14 protein-coding genes are annotated in these 16717 nt (G+C 71.7%); 8 read left to right on the top strand and 6 right to left on the bottom strand.

What is annotated here, in order from left to right; all coding sequences use genetic code 11:
• Positions 1-98 precede the first annotated feature (98 nt).
• Both EUA06_RS06555 and EUA06_RS06550 read left to right on the top strand, forming a co-directional pair.
• Positions 99-1505 (top strand): hypothetical protein, encoded by a 1407-nt coding sequence (locus EUA06_RS06555; protein WP_129474206.1) that lies wholly within the window; start codon positions 99-101, stop codon positions 1503-1505.
• An 11-nt stretch (positions 1506-1516) separates the two neighbouring features.
• Positions 1517-1942, top strand: a complete 426-nt coding sequence (locus tag EUA06_RS06550; RefSeq protein ID WP_129474205.1) for a helix-turn-helix domain-containing protein — start codon at positions 1517-1519, stop codon at positions 1940-1942.
• A gap of 62 nt (positions 1943-2004) precedes the next feature.
• Here EUA06_RS06550 and EUA06_RS06545 read toward each other — a convergent pair whose 3' ends face one another.
• The 3 genes from EUA06_RS06545 to mfd are packed head-to-tail and all read right to left on the bottom strand — an operon-like array spanning position 2005 to position 6680.
• Entirely contained in the window at positions 2005-2391 is a 387-nt protein-coding gene (locus EUA06_RS06545) for a MazG nucleotide pyrophosphohydrolase domain-containing protein (protein WP_129474204.1), read from the bottom strand.
• 9 nt (positions 2392-2400) lie between these two features.
• Positions 2401-3084: a hypothetical protein gene (locus EUA06_RS06540; RefSeq protein ID WP_129474203.1), complete on the bottom strand. Its 684-nt coding sequence runs from the start codon at positions 3082-3084 to the stop codon at positions 2401-2403.
• On the bottom strand, positions 3081-6680 hold the full coding sequence (mfd, locus tag EUA06_RS06535) for a transcription-repair coupling factor (RefSeq protein WP_129474202.1): 3600 nt from the start codon (positions 6678-6680) through the stop codon (positions 3081-3083). Before mfd ends, EUA06_RS06540 begins: the two co-directional genes overlap by 4 nt.
• Positions 6681-6823: 143 nt before the next feature.
• Between mfd and EUA06_RS06530 the strand changes: the two genes are divergently transcribed.
• On the top strand, positions 6824-7489 hold the full coding sequence (locus EUA06_RS06530; RefSeq protein WP_129474201.1) for a hypothetical protein: 666 nt from the start codon (positions 6824-6826) through the stop codon (positions 7487-7489).
• A gap of 106 nt (positions 7490-7595) precedes the next feature.
• Positions 7596-8567: a lytic transglycosylase domain-containing protein gene (locus EUA06_RS06525; RefSeq protein ID WP_129474200.1), complete on the top strand. Its 972-nt coding sequence runs from the start codon at positions 7596-7598 to the stop codon at positions 8565-8567.
• Here EUA06_RS06525 and EUA06_RS06520 read toward each other — a convergent pair.
• The 3 genes from EUA06_RS06520 to EUA06_RS06510 are packed head-to-tail and all read right to left on the bottom strand — an operon-like array spanning position 8564 to position 10536.
• On the bottom strand, positions 8564-8983 hold the full coding sequence (locus EUA06_RS06520; RefSeq protein ID WP_129474199.1) for a VOC family protein: 420 nt from the start codon (positions 8981-8983) through the stop codon (positions 8564-8566). The two genes, EUA06_RS06525 and EUA06_RS06520, sit on opposite strands and share 4 nt — an antisense overlap.
• A gap of 49 nt (positions 8984-9032) precedes the next feature.
• Positions 9033-9803 carry a 3'(2'),5'-bisphosphate nucleotidase CysQ gene (locus EUA06_RS06515; protein WP_129474198.1) on the bottom strand — a complete coding sequence of 257 codons (771 nt, stop codon included), beginning with the start codon at positions 9801-9803 and terminating at the stop codon, positions 9033-9035.
• Positions 9804-9813: 10 nt separating this feature from the next.
• On the bottom strand, positions 9814-10536 hold the full coding sequence (locus EUA06_RS06510) for a helix-turn-helix transcriptional regulator (RefSeq protein WP_129474197.1): 723 nt from the start codon (positions 10534-10536) through the stop codon (positions 9814-9816).
• Positions 10537-10912: 376 nt separating this feature from the next.
• Between EUA06_RS06510 and EUA06_RS06505 the strand changes: the two genes are divergently transcribed.
• From EUA06_RS06505 to EUA06_RS06490, 4 genes are all read left to right on the top strand, one after another.
• Positions 10913-12340: a sensor histidine kinase gene (locus EUA06_RS06505; protein WP_165354282.1), complete on the top strand. Its 1428-nt coding sequence runs from the start codon at positions 10913-10915 to the stop codon at positions 12338-12340.
• Positions 12315-13001 (top strand): response regulator transcription factor, encoded by a 687-nt coding sequence (locus tag EUA06_RS06500; RefSeq protein WP_129474195.1) that lies wholly within the window; start codon positions 12315-12317, stop codon positions 12999-13001. Before EUA06_RS06505 ends, EUA06_RS06500 begins: the two co-directional genes overlap by 26 nt.
• Before the next feature lie 13 nt (positions 13002-13014).
• On the top strand, positions 13015-14826 hold the full coding sequence (locus tag EUA06_RS06495) for an asparagine synthetase B family protein (protein ID WP_129474194.1): 1812 nt from the start codon (positions 13015-13017) through the stop codon (positions 14824-14826).
• Between the two features lie 371 nt (positions 14827-15197).
• Positions 15198-16691, top strand: coding sequence for an exopolysaccharide biosynthesis polyprenyl glycosylphosphotransferase (locus EUA06_RS06490; RefSeq protein ID WP_129474193.1), 1494 nt, complete (start codon positions 15198-15200; stop codon positions 16689-16691).
• The last annotated feature ends 26 nt before the right edge of the window (positions 16692-16717 follow it).

Genomic DNA, 16717 nt, shown 5'->3' with positions numbered 1-16717 from the left:
CTAGTCACGTCGCGGCCGCACGTCGCCGGGGTGTCCGCGAGGGGGTGGTGGCCCGCGCGCACGGTCCCTAGGGTGCACGGACCGGCGAAGGGGGATCCATGCAGTCTCGGTACGTCGCACGGTGGTGCGCAGCGCTCCTGCTGGTCGGGCCGGGAGTGGTGGCCGCCGCTCCCACGTCGGCGCAGCGAGACGACGGCTGGTCCCGGCCACGGGTGGTCGACCCGCGCGAGGGCACGACCTCCCAGCCGCCGTCGTATGCCAGCAACGGCAGGGGCCGGACGGTGCTCGCGTGGGTGTCCCACACCGTGGTGCAGCCGGCCGCGCAGCCCTACGAGGACCCGGTGGTCCGCGCCGACATCCGGGTGCGCCGCATCCGCGGCGACGGACGGCTGGGGCCGATCCGTACGGTCTACTCCTCCCTCGACGACGTGTCGACCGTCAAGATCGCGGTGGACGCGAAGGGCGACATGGTCGTCGGCTGGACCGAGTACCGCGTGGAGACCGCGGGCTACCGACCGTGGGTGCGGCGCGTGCCGCGACGCGGTGCGCTGCCGCCCGCCCAGCTGGTCTGGGGCGAGGGCTCCGAGACGGGGCTCAACAGCGTCGCGATGACCCCCGACGGCACCGCGGTCGCCGTGTGGCTGCAGCCGCGGCTCTACCCGGACAACGCCACCGCGCCCCAGCAGATGCTCCTGCGCCGGGTGCTCGATGACGGGACGCTCTCGGGCGCCACCGACCTCGGCCTGACCGGGATCGCAGCCGACGTGGTCGCCGGCGAGAAGTCGTTCTGGGTGTCCGGGAACGACGATCCGCTGCACGAGGGCGGCACGGAGGGCGACATCAGCGCCGTCCGGATCGACCGGCGCGGTCGGGTCACGGATCGCACGATCCTCGACACCGCGCAGCCCGGACTCGAGAGCTACTCCCCCACGCTGACCCTCGACGGCCGGCAGGACGCGCGCGTGCTGTGGGTCCGCTACGACAGCGTCAACGGTGGCAACGAGCTCGTCGCACGGGTCTGGAGGTCCGACGGGTCCGCCAGCCGCGAGACCGTGATCCGGGACGGCCACTACGGCTACACCTCGATCGCGACCAGCGCGCAGGGCGACTCCTTCGTCACCTGGATCTCGATGGACGACTACGAGTACGAGAGCTACGGACGTGCGTGGGACCGGCGCGGGCGCCTCGGCCGGGTGGAGGACTTCGGGCTCGTCGCCTGGGACAACGACTACGTGAAGTGGATCCACGGCCCCACCGCCTGGGTCGACGACGAGGGGCGCGGGATCGTGGCCTGGGGCCACCGGCCGGTCGACACCGGCACACCGGGCGACCCCGAGGGCCCGATCGTCACTCGCGTGCGCCGGATCCGGCCCGACGGCCGGACGACGCGGCTCCCCACCGTCGACCTCGGTCCACAGATCACCGGGTTCGTGACGCCGGAAGGGCTCACCATGCTCGGCTTCCAGCCGACCGACAACCGCGCGCGCCTCGTCGTACGCCGCTGACGGAGGCCGACGTGTCCACCGCCGCCGACCACTTCACCGCCTTCGTCGACCGCGCGAGCGCCGACGACGAGGCAGGCGCGCGGATCCGCCGGGCGATGGCGGGCGAGTCGGCGTCCCGGTTCCGGGACCGCCTCCTGCTCGAACGCGCGGCCTGGCTGGCGAAGGAGACCGACCTGCGGTTGCAGGACATCGCCGCCGACTGCGGCTTCCGGGGCTACGACGTCTTCGTCCGCGCCTTCCGCCGCGAGCTCGGCGCATCACCGTCCGAGTGGCGGGCCGAGCCGGGGACGTGGGAGATCGACGCACCGGGCGACGTCCACTTCCACCCGCCCGACGGGATCCTGCTGCCGGCCTGGGCGTCGTACGACGACCGGCCCTCTGTCGCGGCGGCGTACGTCAGTGCGTTCTCACCGGATCCCGAGTCGCTGATGCGGTAGTCCGCTGCGAAAAGCCGCTGGTCCGGGCCTCGGCAGCGGCTTTCTGCAGCGGACTATTCGGGCTAGGGGTGAGCCTTCTCGGCCGCCTTCGCGGCGTTGTAGAGCGCCATCACCTCGTCGACCGTGGTGGCGACGGCGTCGCCGAAGACGTGCGGGTTGCGACGCTCCATCTTGGCCCGTACGCCGCGCGCGACGTCGTCGAGCGTGAACTCGCCGGCCTCCTCGGCGATCACGGCGTGGATCACCACCTGGAGCAGCAGGTCGCCGAGCTCGTCGCACAGCGCGGCCGGGTCGCCCGACTCGATCGCCTCGACGACCTCCTCGGCCTCCTCGCGCACGTAGGGGATCAGCGAGGTGTGGGTCTGCTCGCGCTTCCACGCGCACTCACGCTGGAGCACTCGCATCTGGTCGGCGAAGGCCTCCAGCTGCGAGCCGTCCGAGCCCGTCATCGCCACGCGTCAGCCGCAGCGCTGGGTCGACGGCAGCGTCTCGGCGTAGGCGGGGTCCGGCTGCTCGGCCAGTCCCGACTTCGCGATCTCGCTGACGGCGACGGAGGTGTTGGTGTCGATGGGCGACAGCACGCCGTCCACGCTGGCCGCACCGAAGCGCGGGTCGATGTCGATGCCGTTGGCGTCGGGCCACTGGTTGAAGACGTCGAGCCCGGCTTGCGTGACCTGGTCGCTGGTCGGGTCGGCGATGCCCTGGTCCTCGAGGGTGATCGCGCCGATCTGGTCGACGATGTCCTGGGCGTAGGCGGGCGTCGAGGTGAGCTGGATGTAGTCGTCGCGCACCTCCTCGGGCAGCGTGGCGGCGGTGCCCTGACGCTGCGCGACGTCGTTCTGATAGCTCGAGCCCGCCGTCACGCCGTAGTCGTCGGCGACCTGGTCGGCCTGCGAGCGCAGCGTGAGGAGCTGGACGACGTACTGCCGCACGAAGCTCATCGGGACCGGCGACTCGAGCTGCTCCTCGACGGAGGTGCAGTAGTGCGCGGTGGCCGAGTCGATGTCGCGGACGGTGAGCTCCTCGTCGCCGACCTGGGCGGCGACCCCCGGCGCGGCGCTGCCGCACCCGGTGAGCAGCAGCCCGGCGACCCCCACGGTCAACCAGGTGGGCGCGGCCGTCATCAGGCGGGTCTTGCTCACGAGTCGCTCCTCGAGGTCTCTGCAGGGGTCGTTGCCGGTGGTGCGGGTTGCGCGACGATGTCGTCGATCACACCGCGGGCCCATTCAAGCAGGGCCACGCCGGCCACCGGACGCACGGGGAACCCGGTTCCCTGCGGTCGCGGCACGAGGATCGTACGCACGGGTGCCTTGACGACGCTGCGCGGATGCAGCCGCTGGAGTCGTACGACGCGCGAGTCGGGCAGGTCGACCGGCGCGAACCGGACGTACTTGCCGGCCACCGTCACCTCCTTGACGCCGACCTGGCGGCACCGGGCGCGGAAGAGCGCCACGAAGAGCAGCGACCGCACGACCTCGGGCGGCTCGCCGTAGCGGTCGACCAGCTCGGCGCGCACCTCGTCGACGTCGGCCTCGGAGCGCACCTCGGCGAGGCGCTTGTAGATCTCGAGCCGCAACCGCTCGCTGGGGATGTAGTCGTGCGGGAGGTGGGCGTCGACGGGCAGCTCGATGCGGACCTCCGCGAGCTCCTCCTCGTTGCCGCCCTTGAACTCGGCGACCGCCTCGCCGACCAGGCGGACGTAGAGGTCGAAGCCGACGTCGGCGATGTGGCCGGACTGCTCCCCGCCGAGGAGGTTGCCCGCCCCGCGGATCTCGAGGTCCTTCATCGCGATCGCCATGCCGCCGCCGAGGTCGGAGTGCTGGGCGAGGGTGGCGAGGCGCTCGTGGGCGGTCTCGGTGAGCGGCTTCTCGGCCGGGTAGAGGAAGTAGGCGTAGGCCCGCTCGCGCGAGCGGCCGACGCGACCACGCAGCTGGTGGAGCTGCGAGAGGCCGAGGGTGTCGGAGCGCTCGATGATCATCGTGTTGGCGTTGGACACGTCGAGGCCGCTCTCGACGATGGTCGTGCAGACCAGCACGTCGAAGCGCTTCTCCCAGAAGTCGAGCATGACCTGCTCGAGCGCGTGCTCGCCCATCTGGCCGTGGGCGGTGGCGACGCGTGCCTCGGGCACCAGCTCGCGGATCCGGGCGGCGGCCTTCTCGATCGACTGCACCCGGTTGTGGATGTAGAAGACCTGGCCCTCGCGGAGCAGCTCGCGGCGCACGGCCGCGACGACCTGCCGGTCCTCGTAGGCACCGACGTAGGTCAGCACCGGGTGCCGCTCCTCAGGCGGCGTGGTGATCGTCGACATCTCGCGGATGCCGGTGACCGCCATCTCGAGCGTGCGCGGGATCGGCGTCGCACTCATCGACAGCACGTCGACGGAGGTGCGCATCCGCTTCATCTGCTCCTTGTGCTCGACACCGAAGCGCTGCTCCTCGTCGACGATGATCAGGCCGAGGTCCTTGACCAAGATGTCGGGATTGAGCAGGCGGTGGGTGCCGACCACGATGTCGACCGACCCGTCGGCGAGGCCGGCGATGACCTCCTTGGCCTCCTTGTCGGTCTGGAACCGCGAGAGCCCCTTGATGACCACCGGGAAGCCGGTCATCCGCTCGGAGAACGTCGACATGTGCTGGGTGACGAGCAGGGTCGTCGGCACGAGCACGGCGACCTGCTTGCCGTCCTGCACGGCCTTGAAGGCCGCCCGCACCGCGATCTCGGTCTTGCCGTAGCCGACGTCGCCGCAGACCAGGCGGTCCATCGGGACGACCTGGCGCATGTCGGCCTTGACCTCGTCGACGGTGGTCAGCTGGTCGACGGTCTCGTTGAACGGGAAGGCGTCCTCGAGTTCGCGCTGCCACGGGGTGTCCGGGCCGTAGGCGAAGCCCTTCGTCGCCTGCCTCGCGGCGTAGAGCTTGATCAGCTCGGCCGCGATCTCGCGGACCGCGCGGCGGGCCTTGTTCTTGCGCTTGGTCCAGTCACCGCCGCCGAGCCGGTCGAGGCTGGGGTTCTCGCCGCCGACGTAGCGGGTCACCTGGTCGAGGGTGTCGGCCGGGACGTAGAGCATGTCGTTGGGTCCGCCGCGCTTGCTGGCGCCGTACTCCAGGACGAGGTACTCGCGGACCGCGCCGCCGATCTCGCGCTGCTTCATCTCGACGAACCGGCCCACGCCGTGCTGCTCGTGCACGACGTAGTCGCCGGCCTTGAGCTCGAGCGGATCGATCTGCTTCTTGCGGCGCGTCGGCATCCGGCGCATGTCGCGGGTGGAGGTCTTCTGCCCCGAGAGGTCGTCGCCGGTGACGACCGCGACCTTGGCCTCGTCGTCGACCAGTCCGTGCACGAGGCTGCCGCAGGTGACCGTGACGACCCCCGTGCCGGCGGTGCCGCCGTCCTCGACCAGCCGGGCGGCGATGTCGTGCTCACCGAGCAGCTCGACGAAGCGCTGCGCGGGTCCGTGGCCGGCGTGCACGACGATCACGTCGAGGCTCCGGTCCACCCAGTCGCGGATGTCGGCGACGGCCTGCTCGAGGTCCCCGCGGTAGGCCTCGGCCGGGTTGATCGACAGGGTCAGCGACTCGTCGTCGACCTCGTCGAGGCCGAAGGGGCTCACCGCCCACCACGCCTGGCCGAGGCCGAGCGTGTGCAGCCGGACGTCGGCGATCTCGCGGTAGGACGCGGCGCCGAGGTCGATCGGCGAGGTGCCGCCACCGGCGGCCGCGGCCCACGACGCGCCGAGGAACTCCTCGCTCGTCGCGACGAGGTCGTGCGCGCGGCTGCGGGCGCGCTCGGGGTCGAGCACCAGCACGGTGGTGTCGGCAGGCATCAGGTCGACGAGCAGCTCCATCTCGTCGACGAGGACCGGCGCGAGCGACTCCATGCCCTCGACCGCGATGCCGGCAGCCATCTTGTCGGTGAGCTCGAGCAGCTGCGGGTGCGCCCGGCCGAGCTCCGCCGCGCGACGGCGTACGTCCTCGGTGAGCAGCAGCTCCCGGCACGGCGGCGCCCACAGGCGCTGCACCGTCTCGAGCGTGCGCTGGTCGGCGACCGCGAAGGCACGGATCTCCTCGACGTCGTCACCCCAGAACTCCACGCGCAGCGGGTGCTCCTCGGTGGGCGGGAAGACGTCGACGATGCCGCCGCGAACCGCGAACTCGCCGCGCCGCTCGACCATGTCGACGCGGGTGTACGCCGCCTCGGCGAGGCCACGGACGACGTCCTCCAGCGGGCGAGCGTCCCCCGGCGCCAGCTCGACCGGCTCGATGTCGGCCAGTCCCGGGACCTGCGGCTGGAGCAGGCTGCGGATGGGTGCGACGACCACCTTGAGGGGGCCGTTGGTCGCGTCGGTGCCGGGGTGGCGCAGCCGACGGAGCACCGCGAGGCGACGGCCGACGGTGTCGCTGCGGGGGCTGAGCCGCTCGTGCGGCAGCGTCTCCCAGCTCGGGTAGTAGGCCACGGTGTCGGGGTCGACGAGGTCGGCGAGCTCCTCGACCAGGTCCTCGGCCTCGCGCGAGGTGGCGGTGACCGCGAGGACGGTGCGCCCGCGCGCGACCAGGCCATGCACCACGAACGGCCGGACGGCACCCGGACCGGTCAGGTCGAGGGCGTTGCGCACCGCGGCGTCGGCCAGCGCCCCGGCGAGCGTGGGAGCTGCGGCGACGCGCTCGGCTACGGCGAGGAGCGGCGTGGGCGACACAGGGGTTCCTTCGGGGGTCGGACGACGGGTGGGGGCGACAGGCATGCACAAAGGCCCCCGTCCGGCCGGACGGGGGGAGGTGATAAGTCTACGGGGGCGTGGGTTTGTCCCACGCGTCACGGGGTAGCACCCTGATCACAGCTGACTTCACCTGATTCTGACTTCTTCTCGAGAGGAACAACGGGGACATGCGCATCACTCGGATCGTGACCTGGACGGTCACCGCAGGACTGGTCGGCCTCACGCCGATCGCCATCGCCGCACCCAGCCAGGCGGCAGCCACCTACACCACTTCGGTCGTCGCCGCGCCCACCGAGACGCGGATCATCTACGGCGACACCCTGTCCGTCGACGTCGACGTCGACTCGCAGACAGGTTCTGCCCCGTCCGGCGGCACCACCACGCTCCTCGCGCAGGAGGCAGGCTCCGCCTCGTTCGTCCCGGTCGCCACCACTGAGGGCGCCTACGCGTACTTCACGGACGTCAAGCCCCAGGCCGGCACGACCTACAAGGTCGCCTACAGCGGCGCGACCTCGTTCAACGGTGACGTCTACCAGCCGAGCGAGTCGGCCACCTTCACCGTGCAGGTCGCCCGCAAGATCACCTACCCGAGCTCGGGCTTCGTGCTCAAGGGCAAGGTCACCCCCGACTACGGCAAGAAGAAGATCGTCATCAAGGTCTCGAAGAAGCAGAACAAGGGCTACAAGAAGTTCAAGACCATCAAGACGACCTCGGCCGGCAAGTACAAGATCACCCTGCCGCGCCGCGGCGGCACCTGGTACTGGAGCTTCGTCGTCAAGGGCGACGACAAGTACCTCGCCAACGGCTTCGTCTGGAAGACCTTCATTGGCTGACCTGACGCGCAGACCGCACGACGACCCCCGGCAGACCCTGCCGGGGGTCGTCCGCGTCTCCCCTCCTGCCTCCCCCCATTCCGCCGGTCCGTGTGAGGGTGGAGGCATGACCCGCAGGCTGCTCCCGACGCTGGTCTGCGCGTGCGCGCTCGCGGTGTCCGCCTGCGGTGGTCCGACCGGTCCGGCCCAGGACCCGGCCGACGATCCCCGGCCCGCCGCCACGAGCGGGCGGTCGGCGGCCGCGCCCGACGACGTACCCGACGCGCTGGCACCCGCGCTGGCCGGCACGCCGGCTCGCCCCACCACCGCGGCGGAGGCTGCGGAGACGGTGGGCGCCGCCCAGCGGGTGATCCGCGCCGACGACCCCGGTGCCGACCTCCTGGCCGCCGCAGGGCACACCGCCCAGCTCGCCGTCCGCGAGGTCGCCCTCCGCCCGGCGTGGCTGCCGAGGGTCCTCGACCTGCTCGGTCCCGGCAACCGGGCCTGGCTGAGGGCCAACGTCGCGGCGCGGCGCGAGCTCAGGTCGATGCACCCGAGCTCCAGCACCGACCTCGCTGACGAGCTGCCGGCGTGGCGGATCGTACCGCCTGCGTCGGAGCGCGTGCTGCTGCGCAGCTATCGCGAGGCGGAGCGCCGGTTCGGCGTCGACTGGGAGTACCTCGCCGCGATCAACATGGTCGAGACCGCGTTCGGCCGGATCAGGGGCACGTCCGTGGCCGGCGCGCAGGGCCCGATGCAGTTCATCCCCACCACGTGGGACATCTACGGCGCCGGCGGCGACATCGACGACGCGCACGACTCGATCCTCGCTGCGGGCCGGCTGCTGCGGGCCAACGGCTTCGCCCGCGACAGGGGCGCGGCGCTGTGGCGCTACAACAACTCGTGGGCCTACGTCCGCGCCATCACGCTCCACGCCCGCGCGATGCAGCGCGACCCGCGCCAGCTCGGCGGCTACCTCGCCTGGCAGGTCTACTACCTGACCGAGGTGGGGAGCGTGTGGCTGCCGGAGGGGTACGCCGAGCGGCGACCCGTGCCCGTGAAGGCGTACGTCGCCGCCCACCCGGAGCGGCTGCCCTAGTCAGTCGCGTCGGAAGGCGACGGGCCGGCGTCGACCTCGGCCTGCGAGCGCAGGATGCAGAACTGGTTGCCCTCGGGGTCGGCGAGGACGACCCAGCCCGTGCCCGGGCCGTACTGTCCGCGCTGGTCGGCGACCTCGGTCGCGCCGAGGCCGCGCACCCGCTCGACCTCAGCGTCCCGGCTGCCCTCGCGGGGGCGCAGGTCGAAGTGGATCCGCTTGGCCGGCAGCTCGGTGTCGGGGACCTCGAGGAAGAGGATGGTGTGCCCGGTCTCGGCGTCGTGGATCTCGCACTCCTCGTGCCCGGGCTCGTTGGGGTCACCCTCGCGGTCGACATAGCCCAGCAGGGACTTCCACCACTCGGAGAGCTCGTAGGCGTTGTGGCAGTCGACGGTCGTGTGCGAGACGAAGGAGGTCATGCGCCCACCGTCGCAATGCCGATCGGGGGCCGCAAGCGGATATGAGGCCTCAGTCGGTGCCGTGGCGGCGGACGAACTCGATGATCTGCTCGGCCAGCTCGGGCCGGCACACGATCAGGTCGGGCAGCGAGGTGTCGTCCTCGTTGTAGACGATCGGTGAGCCGTCGACGCGGCTGCAGTGGAGGCCGGCCGCCCGGGCGACGGCGACCGGGGCGGCGTTGTCCCACTGGTACTGCCCGCCGGCGTGGACGTAGGCGTCGGCGACGTCGCGCACGACGCTCATCACCTTCACGCCGGCGCTGCCCATCGGCACCAGCTCGGCGTCGAGCTCCGCCGCGAGGGCCTCGACGAAGGCGGGCGGACGGCTGCGGGACACCGCGATGCGCGGGCGCTCGGAGGTGCGCGGCGGCACGACCAGCGGCCGGCCGGTGCTGAAGGTCTCCCCCAGCGCGGGCTGGGCGACGGCTCCGGCGGCGAGCTCCCCGTCCTCCCACAGCGCGACGTGGACGGCCCAGTCGTCACGCGGCGGCTCGGAGAACTCGCGGGTGCCGTCGAGGGGGTCGATGATCCACACGCGGCGCGCGGTCAGCCGCGACTTGTCGTCGGCGGCCTCCTCCGAGAGCACCGAGTCGTCGGGACGGTGCTGGGTCAGCACCCGGTCGAGCTCGGCCTGCGCGGCGGCGTCGCCGGCGTCCTTGAGGGCCTTGCCCTCGAGACCGTCGGCCTCCGCCCCGGCGCGTACGTCGAGCAGCACGGCACCGGCCCGCTCGGCCGCCCAGACAGCGAAGGCGTGGTCGTCGAGGGTGGTGGGATCGATCATGGACGGCACCCTATCGACGCGTGCCGAGCCCCGAGTCGCCAGGAGGAGCAGCCCGTGGGCGTGGCACGCCGGACACCGGATCACCCAGCTGGTGCAGCATCGCCACCGCGGCGATCTGGGTCCTGGCGCCGAGCTTGGAGCGCAGCACGCGCACGTGGCTGCGCACGGTGCCGTCTGTCACCTCCATGATCCTGGCGACCTCCTTGACCCGGTGGCCGGAGGCCAGCAGCTCGAGCACGGCGCGCTGCTGAGGCGACAGGCTGTCGATCAGCGACCTGGCCGTGCGGCGTCGCTCGAGGGCCTGGTGCCATGACGCGCGGAGCTCACGTCGGTCTGCCGGATCGAGAGCGGTCCCTCCCGAGCGGATGTGCTGCACGACGTCGGCCAGCTCGGGCAACGACTGGACCCAGGTGATGTCGAGCAGGTCGTCGTCTGCCGCACCACCCCACTGCACGGCGCCGCTGCGGGAGGTGACGATGAGGACGTGCGTCTGCCCGCTCGCCACCACGCGGGCGAGGTCGTCGACCGCTCGTCCCCTGTCGAGTCCGTCCAGGATCACCACGAGCAGGCACCTCTCGGCGGGCCTGGTCCCCGACAGCGACGCGGACTCGTCCATGACCGACTCCCACGACCGCGCCTCCGCGGCGGTGCCGGTCGACCTGAGGGCAGCCGCGACCGCCTGCGCCACCAACAGGTGTGGCGAGAGCACACGGGTGGGGCCAGCAACGACCATCACACCTCCCTGTAATGCCGACAGCGCCACACTGGTCTCTGTGGCGAGGGTTCTGTCCTCATCCCGTCCGAAGTGCACCGGAATTGGGGAAAGCCAGCGGCGCTGGGGGCCATGCCCGACCTGTCAAGTTGCTCGGTTCTGGCGCGGCAGTTGACGCCGCCTTGACGTTCGCTGCCAGCGCGCTGGACAAAGCGGACCAGACCGGGTTTGCCCGATATTGGGTACGCCCCCACAATCGATGGACACCCCCACTTTGACGGTTCCATTCTCTTGAGCGGGAACCGGATCGAGCCAGTCGCTTCGATGTCAGTGCGGGGGGGATATGCGCAATCAGGCGCATGGGGATGAGGGACGCCCCAGTGGAGGGACGCTCGGCGTGGGCGTCCTGGTCTTCGCCGTTCTGGCGTGGACCAGCTGGGGCGGGGTGCCGTCGATCGACGCACGTGCGCCGGATGCGCGCACGCTGGCCGATGGTGTCGTCAGCGGCGTCTTCATCACGGGCGCCGTGCTGGCGGCCGTCATGGGCTGGCGGCGACACGCCCAGGCGCGGGCGGGACGGGTCGTCGCCGTCGGAGCACTGATCGCAGCCCAGGCGCTGCTGGTCGCGCTGCCGGCCATCGCCAACCCACCACCTCGCTTCGACATCGAGTTCGCGACCCTCCTGGGGATCTGCACAACGGTGCTGGTGGGCGTGCTGGGCGCCATGACCGGACTGCGCGCCCACCGCGCGGTGGCCGACGACGTGTTCGCCGTCGGTCTCGGGATGGGCTTCCTCGCAGCTGGGCACCTTCTGCTCCTCATCCCCCAGGGCGCCACGATCGCAGGCCCCATGCAGACGCTCCTGGGTCTCTTCCTCGTCACGCACGTGATGGTCGCGGTCGTGGTCGTCGCCCACGGCGTGCTGCCGATCCCGATGGCACAGCTGGTCGCGGCGACCGTCGTCGTCGTTGCGGCCGGGATGCTCGTGATCATGGGTGGCCGCCAAGGGACGGCGTGGGACACTGTCGCGTCCCTGGGCCTGGCCGCGGTGGGTGCGGCGTGGCTCGCCACTGCATGGGAGTGCCTGCACCGAGGCGTCGACCGGGCCGCCAGCCGGCGGCAGCGCGAGATGGACCTCGCACTGCAGGCCACCACCCGCTACCAGCGCGAGCAGCTGCACGAGCTGCGGAGCACGGTCGCGGGCCTGGTCAACGGGTCGGAGCTCCTCGAGCACGCGGAGATCGCGATCGACGCGCGGCTGCGCGTGTGGGAGTCCGTACGGCGAGAGCTCGCCCGGATGCAGCGCCTGCTCTCGGACGAGGCCCAGCCCGTCGCACCCATCGACCTCGACGAGGCACTCGTGGTGATCCTCGAGCTGCAGCGACTCAAGGGCCGCGACGTCGAGCTCCTCACCACGGGCGACACGGTCGAGGCGCAGGCGCGGTACGACTCGCTCGCGGAGGTCCTCAACATCCTGCTCGACAACGCCGCTGCGCACGGCGGAACGGACAGCAGCGTGGTCGAGGTCGTCCGCAGCAACGAGGGGACCGTCGACATCACGGTCACCGACCACGGCAACGGCATCCCCGCCCAGGAGCGGGAGCGCATCTTCGACTGGGGTGAGCGCGGTCCGGGCTCCGAGGGCGAGGGGATCGGGCTCAACCTCGCGCAGCGCCTCCTGGCCGAGGACGGCGGATCCCTGCGACTCACCGAGACGAACGGCCGGGGTTCGTCCTTCGTCATCTCCCTGCCCGTGCCCCGGCGCTCCATCGAGAACGACCTGGCGGACGAGGACGGTCATGGCTCCTGGCGCCGCTCGGGCTGATCACCGCGTCCTCATCGTCGACGACCACCTGCTGTTCGCCGAGTCCCTCGAGCTCGCGCTGTCGGTGGAGGGGTACGACGTACGCCGGCTGGAGCTGCCGAGCGAAGGCGGGTCGATGGCCACGCTGCGCTCGCTGGCGCTGCGCGCCAACCCCCGCACCGTGCTCCTCGACCTCGATCTCGGGAGGTTCGGCGACGGGATGAACCTGATCGGCCCGCTCGCGCGAGCCAACATCAACGTGGTCGTCCTGACCGCGTCGGAGGATGTCGGGCGATGGGGCGGCTGCATGCGACTCGGAGCCCGCAAGGTGCTGCCCAAGAGCGGTGCCCTCCGGCAGGCGCTGGCGACGGTGAGACGCCTCCACGTGGGTCTCCCGGTCACGACCCGCGACGAGCTCGAGAGCCTGCTCTCCGAGTGGTCGCACCATCGGCAGGCCGAGGACGACCTGCGGCGTCGCCTCGACCTGCTGACCCCGCGCGAGCGCCAGGTGCTCGGTTCGCTCATCGAGGGACGGACGGTGCGGGCGATCTCCGAGCGGAGCGTGGTCTCGGAAGCCACGGTCCGCACCCAGGTCAAGTCGATCCTGGCCAAGCTCGAGGTCTCCTCGCAGCTGGCGGCTGTCGGTCTGGCCAACCAGGTCGGGTGGCGGCACGGCGCATGACCGGACCAGCGGGGTGAGCGGCATCGGCGGGGTCCACGCCTTTGCCCGGGGAGCCGCAGCGTGCTGGGACCTCGTGGGGATGTCGGACTCGCTGAGCCGCCGTGGTCACGGCTCCTCGTCCCGGGCCGGCAGGGGCACCGGCCCGACCCACACGCTCCTGGCCCTCGACACGGACCGGCGCGCTCCACAACCGATCCACTCCCTCGACCAGCGGTGGGTGGTCGCCCTCGACGGAGAGGTCGACAACCACGCGAGCCTGCGGGCCCAGCTCGACTACCCCTTCCGCACCCGGAGCGATGCGGAGGTCGTCGTGGCGGGCCTCGCCCTGGAGGGGATCAGCTTCGTGCAGCGCCTGCACGGGCGATTCTCCATCGTCGCCCACGACCTGCGCGCGGGCACGACGCACCTGGTCCGTGACCGCCTCGGCATCCTGCCCCTCTACTACCGCCACGTCCCGGGTGGAGTCGCGTTCGGCTCGGACGTCAAGTCGATCCTCGCGCTGGGTCCGGCTCCCGAGGTGGACGAACGGAGCCTGGATGCCTACCTCGGCACGGGTGTGGTCACCGGCCCCGACACCCTCTTCCGGGGGATCAAGAAGGTCAGGCCCGGCCACCGCGTCTCCCTCATGCCGCAGGGGCACCTCGAGGAGGTCCGCTACTGGACCCTCCCCGAGGGCGACCCCGACGGGGCGTGGTCGATCGGCGATGCGATCGAGGCGGTCGGTGACGGCGTCCGCGAAGCCGTCCGCGCCGCTCTCGTCGGGCATGAGGCGGTGGGTGTGCTCCTGTCCGGGACGCTGGCGGGCAGCATCGTCGCGGCGGAGGTGCAGCAGCTGGGTGACGTCCCCGTGCACACCTACCACGTCGGCCTCGCCGAGCAGCCGGGCAACGATGCCGCGTGGGCGCGCCACGTCAGCCACCTGCTGGGCGCTGAGCACCACGCGGTGACAGTGCGAGCACTCGACTTCGAAGACCACTGGGCACAGGCCACGTGGCACCGGGAGGCTCCGCTCACGCACCCGGCGGACGTGGCCGTGCTCCAGCTCGCGCGCGCAGCATGCGAACAGGTGCAGGTCGTGCTGTCCGACGACGGCAGCGACGAGCTCTTCGGCACGCACCCCCGGCACCGGATGGCACGTCGGCTGGCCGAGCGGTCCGCGGTGCTGCCCGCCCCGCTCCTGTCGCTCATGGCCGGGCCGGCAGAACGCCGGATGAGCTCTGTCTTCACCTCGGCGGAGCGACGTCGGCTGCTCGGCACCGATCCGCCGGGTGAACGACGTCTGCCACCCACCCTCGGCGCTGGCCCCGCCGACCGTCAGCTGCGCCACGACGTGCAGCACTGGCTGCCAGACCACCTCCTCGAACGCCGAGACGCCCTTTCGGTGGCAGCTCCCGTCGTGTGGCGTCCCGCGCTTCTCGATCACCACCTGGTCGAGCTGGCGTTCCGACTGCCGAACGCTCTCAGGTCCGGTCCGGGGATGCCGCTGCGGTTGCTCAGGGAGGTGGCCCGACCGCTCCTGCCCGACGAGGTCGTCGACCGCAGGCCTGCCAGGTCGGAGGTCCCGTGGGACTCCTGGTTCCGCCGCGGCCTGCGTCAGACGTCACGGGACCGGCTGAGCGACAGCGGCTCGTGGGTGAGCACCGTGCTCGATCACACCACGGTGCTCGAGCTCCTGACCCGGCACGACAGGGTCGGTCACGACGACACCCGGCTGTGGACGCTGCTCGCCCTCGAGATGTGGCACGAGTGCTTCTTCAGCACGCCGCCGACGCTGCCGCGGCCTCGCCGCTCGGCTGAGTCGGCCGCGCACGTGCCACGTCCCTGACCGCACCCGCCGTGCCCGGACGAGCTGCGGCGGTCGAGGTGGGGGATCCTCGACCGCCGCCACTGGTTCGCGTCGCCCCGAGTGGCACGGAGTGGGGGTCCCCGCCACCGTCGTTGTCAGAGGCCTCCCAAGGAAACTTGCGAGTCCGCCGAACCAGCGACTTGCTACTCCACGAGCGTAGGACGGGAGCTCGCCGTCGCCCATCCCACCGAGTGGGTAATCTCCGAGGCTGCCCTGAGATCTCACCTCGCCCCGGCCTGCACGGCTTTCGCTGATTTGCGGCATGCCCCTGCCCGACGCCGTTCCTAGGCTCACACCCACGAGGGCAGCCCGGGTGCCCGTGGGGCACGCTGGGGAGGGGACACACTCGCATGACGCAGATCATCGTCGGTGGGATCGAGCAGCAAACGGTGCCGTCGGTCCCGCGCGTCCCGCGCCCGCGTCAACGGCTCCAGGCCCCACCGGCACAGGCCGCACCGGCGGCGGGCCGGCCCGTCCCAGCCGTCACCGTCGTCCCTCCCGTGTTGTCGCCGCGACGAGGCACCAGCACGCTCGCCACGGCGCTCGACGCGGCTCTTGCACTCGCCCTCGCCGGCGCTGCGGCGGCCCTCGGTCAGCTGAGCGTCCTCGTCGCCGCCGCAGCCGCCGCGACCTGGCCGGTGCTCCTGTGGACCACCGGCCACTACCGTCGCCCCGGACTGGGTGAGAGCCGGCTGACGCAGCCGTTGCGAGTCCTGGGCACCGGCCTTCGCGCCGTCGTGCTCGCGCTCGCGCTGTCCTCCCTGCTCGTGTCCGTCGACACCGTCGACACCGTCGGCCTCGTCACGCTGCTGACGGTCTTCAGCGTCGCCAGCGCGGTCATCTCCATGACGGGTGTCGGCCGGTCCCGACCGCGCGTCGTGCTCGCTGGACGACCACGCGACGTCCGCGAGGCACTGGCCGAGCTGCGCAGGACCAGCGGCCACGAGGTCGTCGCCGCCTGCCTGACCCGCTCGTCCAAGGTGTCGATCGGCGACCTGCCGACGCACCTCGGCTTCGAGGCCACCTCGGCGGTCGCCGCCCATCACCGCGCGGACGCGCTCGTCGTCCTCCCGGGAGCCCGTCTCACGCATGCGCAGGTGCGTCGCCTGCACTGGTCCCTCGCCGGCGTGGGGACCGACCTCTACCTCGGCACCGGGCTCCTCGACGTGGAGCCGCAGCGCACGCGGGTGGTCTCCGCCGCAGGTGTCGACATGCTGCACGTGACCTCGCCGGTGCTGCACGGGCCGCGTCGCCTCCTCAAGGACGTCGTCGAGCGCTCGCTCGCCCTCGTCGTGCTCGTGGCGCTCCTTCCGCTCCTGGCCTTCCTGTGCCTCGCGATCAGGCGCGAGAGTGTCGGCCCCGCGCTGTTCCGGCAGGAGCGCATCGGACGCCACAACGTCCCGTTCACCATGTTCAAGCTGCGCTCGATGGGAGTGGAGGCCGAGGACGAGCGATCCCGGCTCACCGCGTACGACGAGGGCAACGGCGTCCTGTTCAAGATCCAGCTCGACCCACGGATCACCCCGCTGGGGCAGTGGCTGCGCCGATACTCGCTCGATGAGCTTCCCCAGCTGTGGAACGTCGTGCGCGGTGACATGTCGCTGGTCGGGCCGCGCCCCGCGCTGCCCTGCGAGGTGGCGCGCTACGACGTCGACCCGCAGCGACGCCTCGTCGTGAAGCCCGGGGTGACCGGGCTGTGGCAGGTGTCCGGACGCTCCGACCTCAGCTGGGACGAGTCGGTCCGGCTCGACCTGAGGTACGTCGACAACTGGTCGCTGCGGTTGGACCTCTCGATCCTGGCTCGCACGCTGCAGGCCGTCGTGGGGCACCGCGGTGCCTACTGACGATCGCACCCCGTCATGCGTGCCTG

The sequence above is a fragment of the Nocardioides glacieisoli genome (assembly GCF_004137245.1).
GTDB classification, from domain to species: Bacteria; Actinomycetota; Actinomycetes; order Propionibacteriales; family Nocardioidaceae; genus Nocardioides; species Nocardioides glacieisoli.
This window is presented reverse-complemented; position numbering and strand designations above follow the sequence as displayed.

Coding starts and splice junctions, on each gene's coding strand:
- EUA06_RS06555 (WP_129474206.1), top strand. CDS start 99: ATGCAGTCTCGGTACGTCGCACGGTGGTGCGCAGCGCTCCTGCTGGTC.
- EUA06_RS06545 (WP_129474204.1), bottom strand. CDS start 2,391: ATGACGGGCTCGGACGGCTCGCAGCTGGAGGCCTTCGCCGACCAGATG.
- mfd (WP_129474202.1), bottom strand. CDS start 6,680: ATGCCTGTCGCCCCCACCCGTCGTCCGACCCCCGAAGGAACCCCTGTG.
- EUA06_RS06530 (WP_129474201.1), top strand. CDS start 6,824: ATGCGCATCACTCGGATCGTGACCTGGACGGTCACCGCAGGACTGGTC.
- EUA06_RS06525 (WP_129474200.1), top strand. CDS start 7,596: ATGACCCGCAGGCTGCTCCCGACGCTGGTCTGCGCGTGCGCGCTCGCG.
- EUA06_RS06520 (WP_129474199.1), bottom strand. CDS start 8,983: ATGACCTCCTTCGTCTCGCACACGACCGTCGACTGCCACAACGCCTAC.
- EUA06_RS06515 (WP_129474198.1), bottom strand. CDS start 9,803: ATGATCGATCCCACCACCCTCGACGACCACGCCTTCGCTGTCTGGGCG.
- EUA06_RS06510 (WP_129474197.1), bottom strand. CDS start 10,536: ATGGTCGTTGCTGGCCCCACCCGTGTGCTCTCGCCACACCTGTTGGTG.
- EUA06_RS06500 (WP_129474195.1), top strand. CDS start 12,315: ATGGCTCCTGGCGCCGCTCGGGCTGATCACCGCGTCCTCATCGTCGAC.
- EUA06_RS06490 (WP_129474193.1), top strand. CDS start 15,198: ATGACGCAGATCATCGTCGGTGGGATCGAGCAGCAAACGGTGCCGTCG.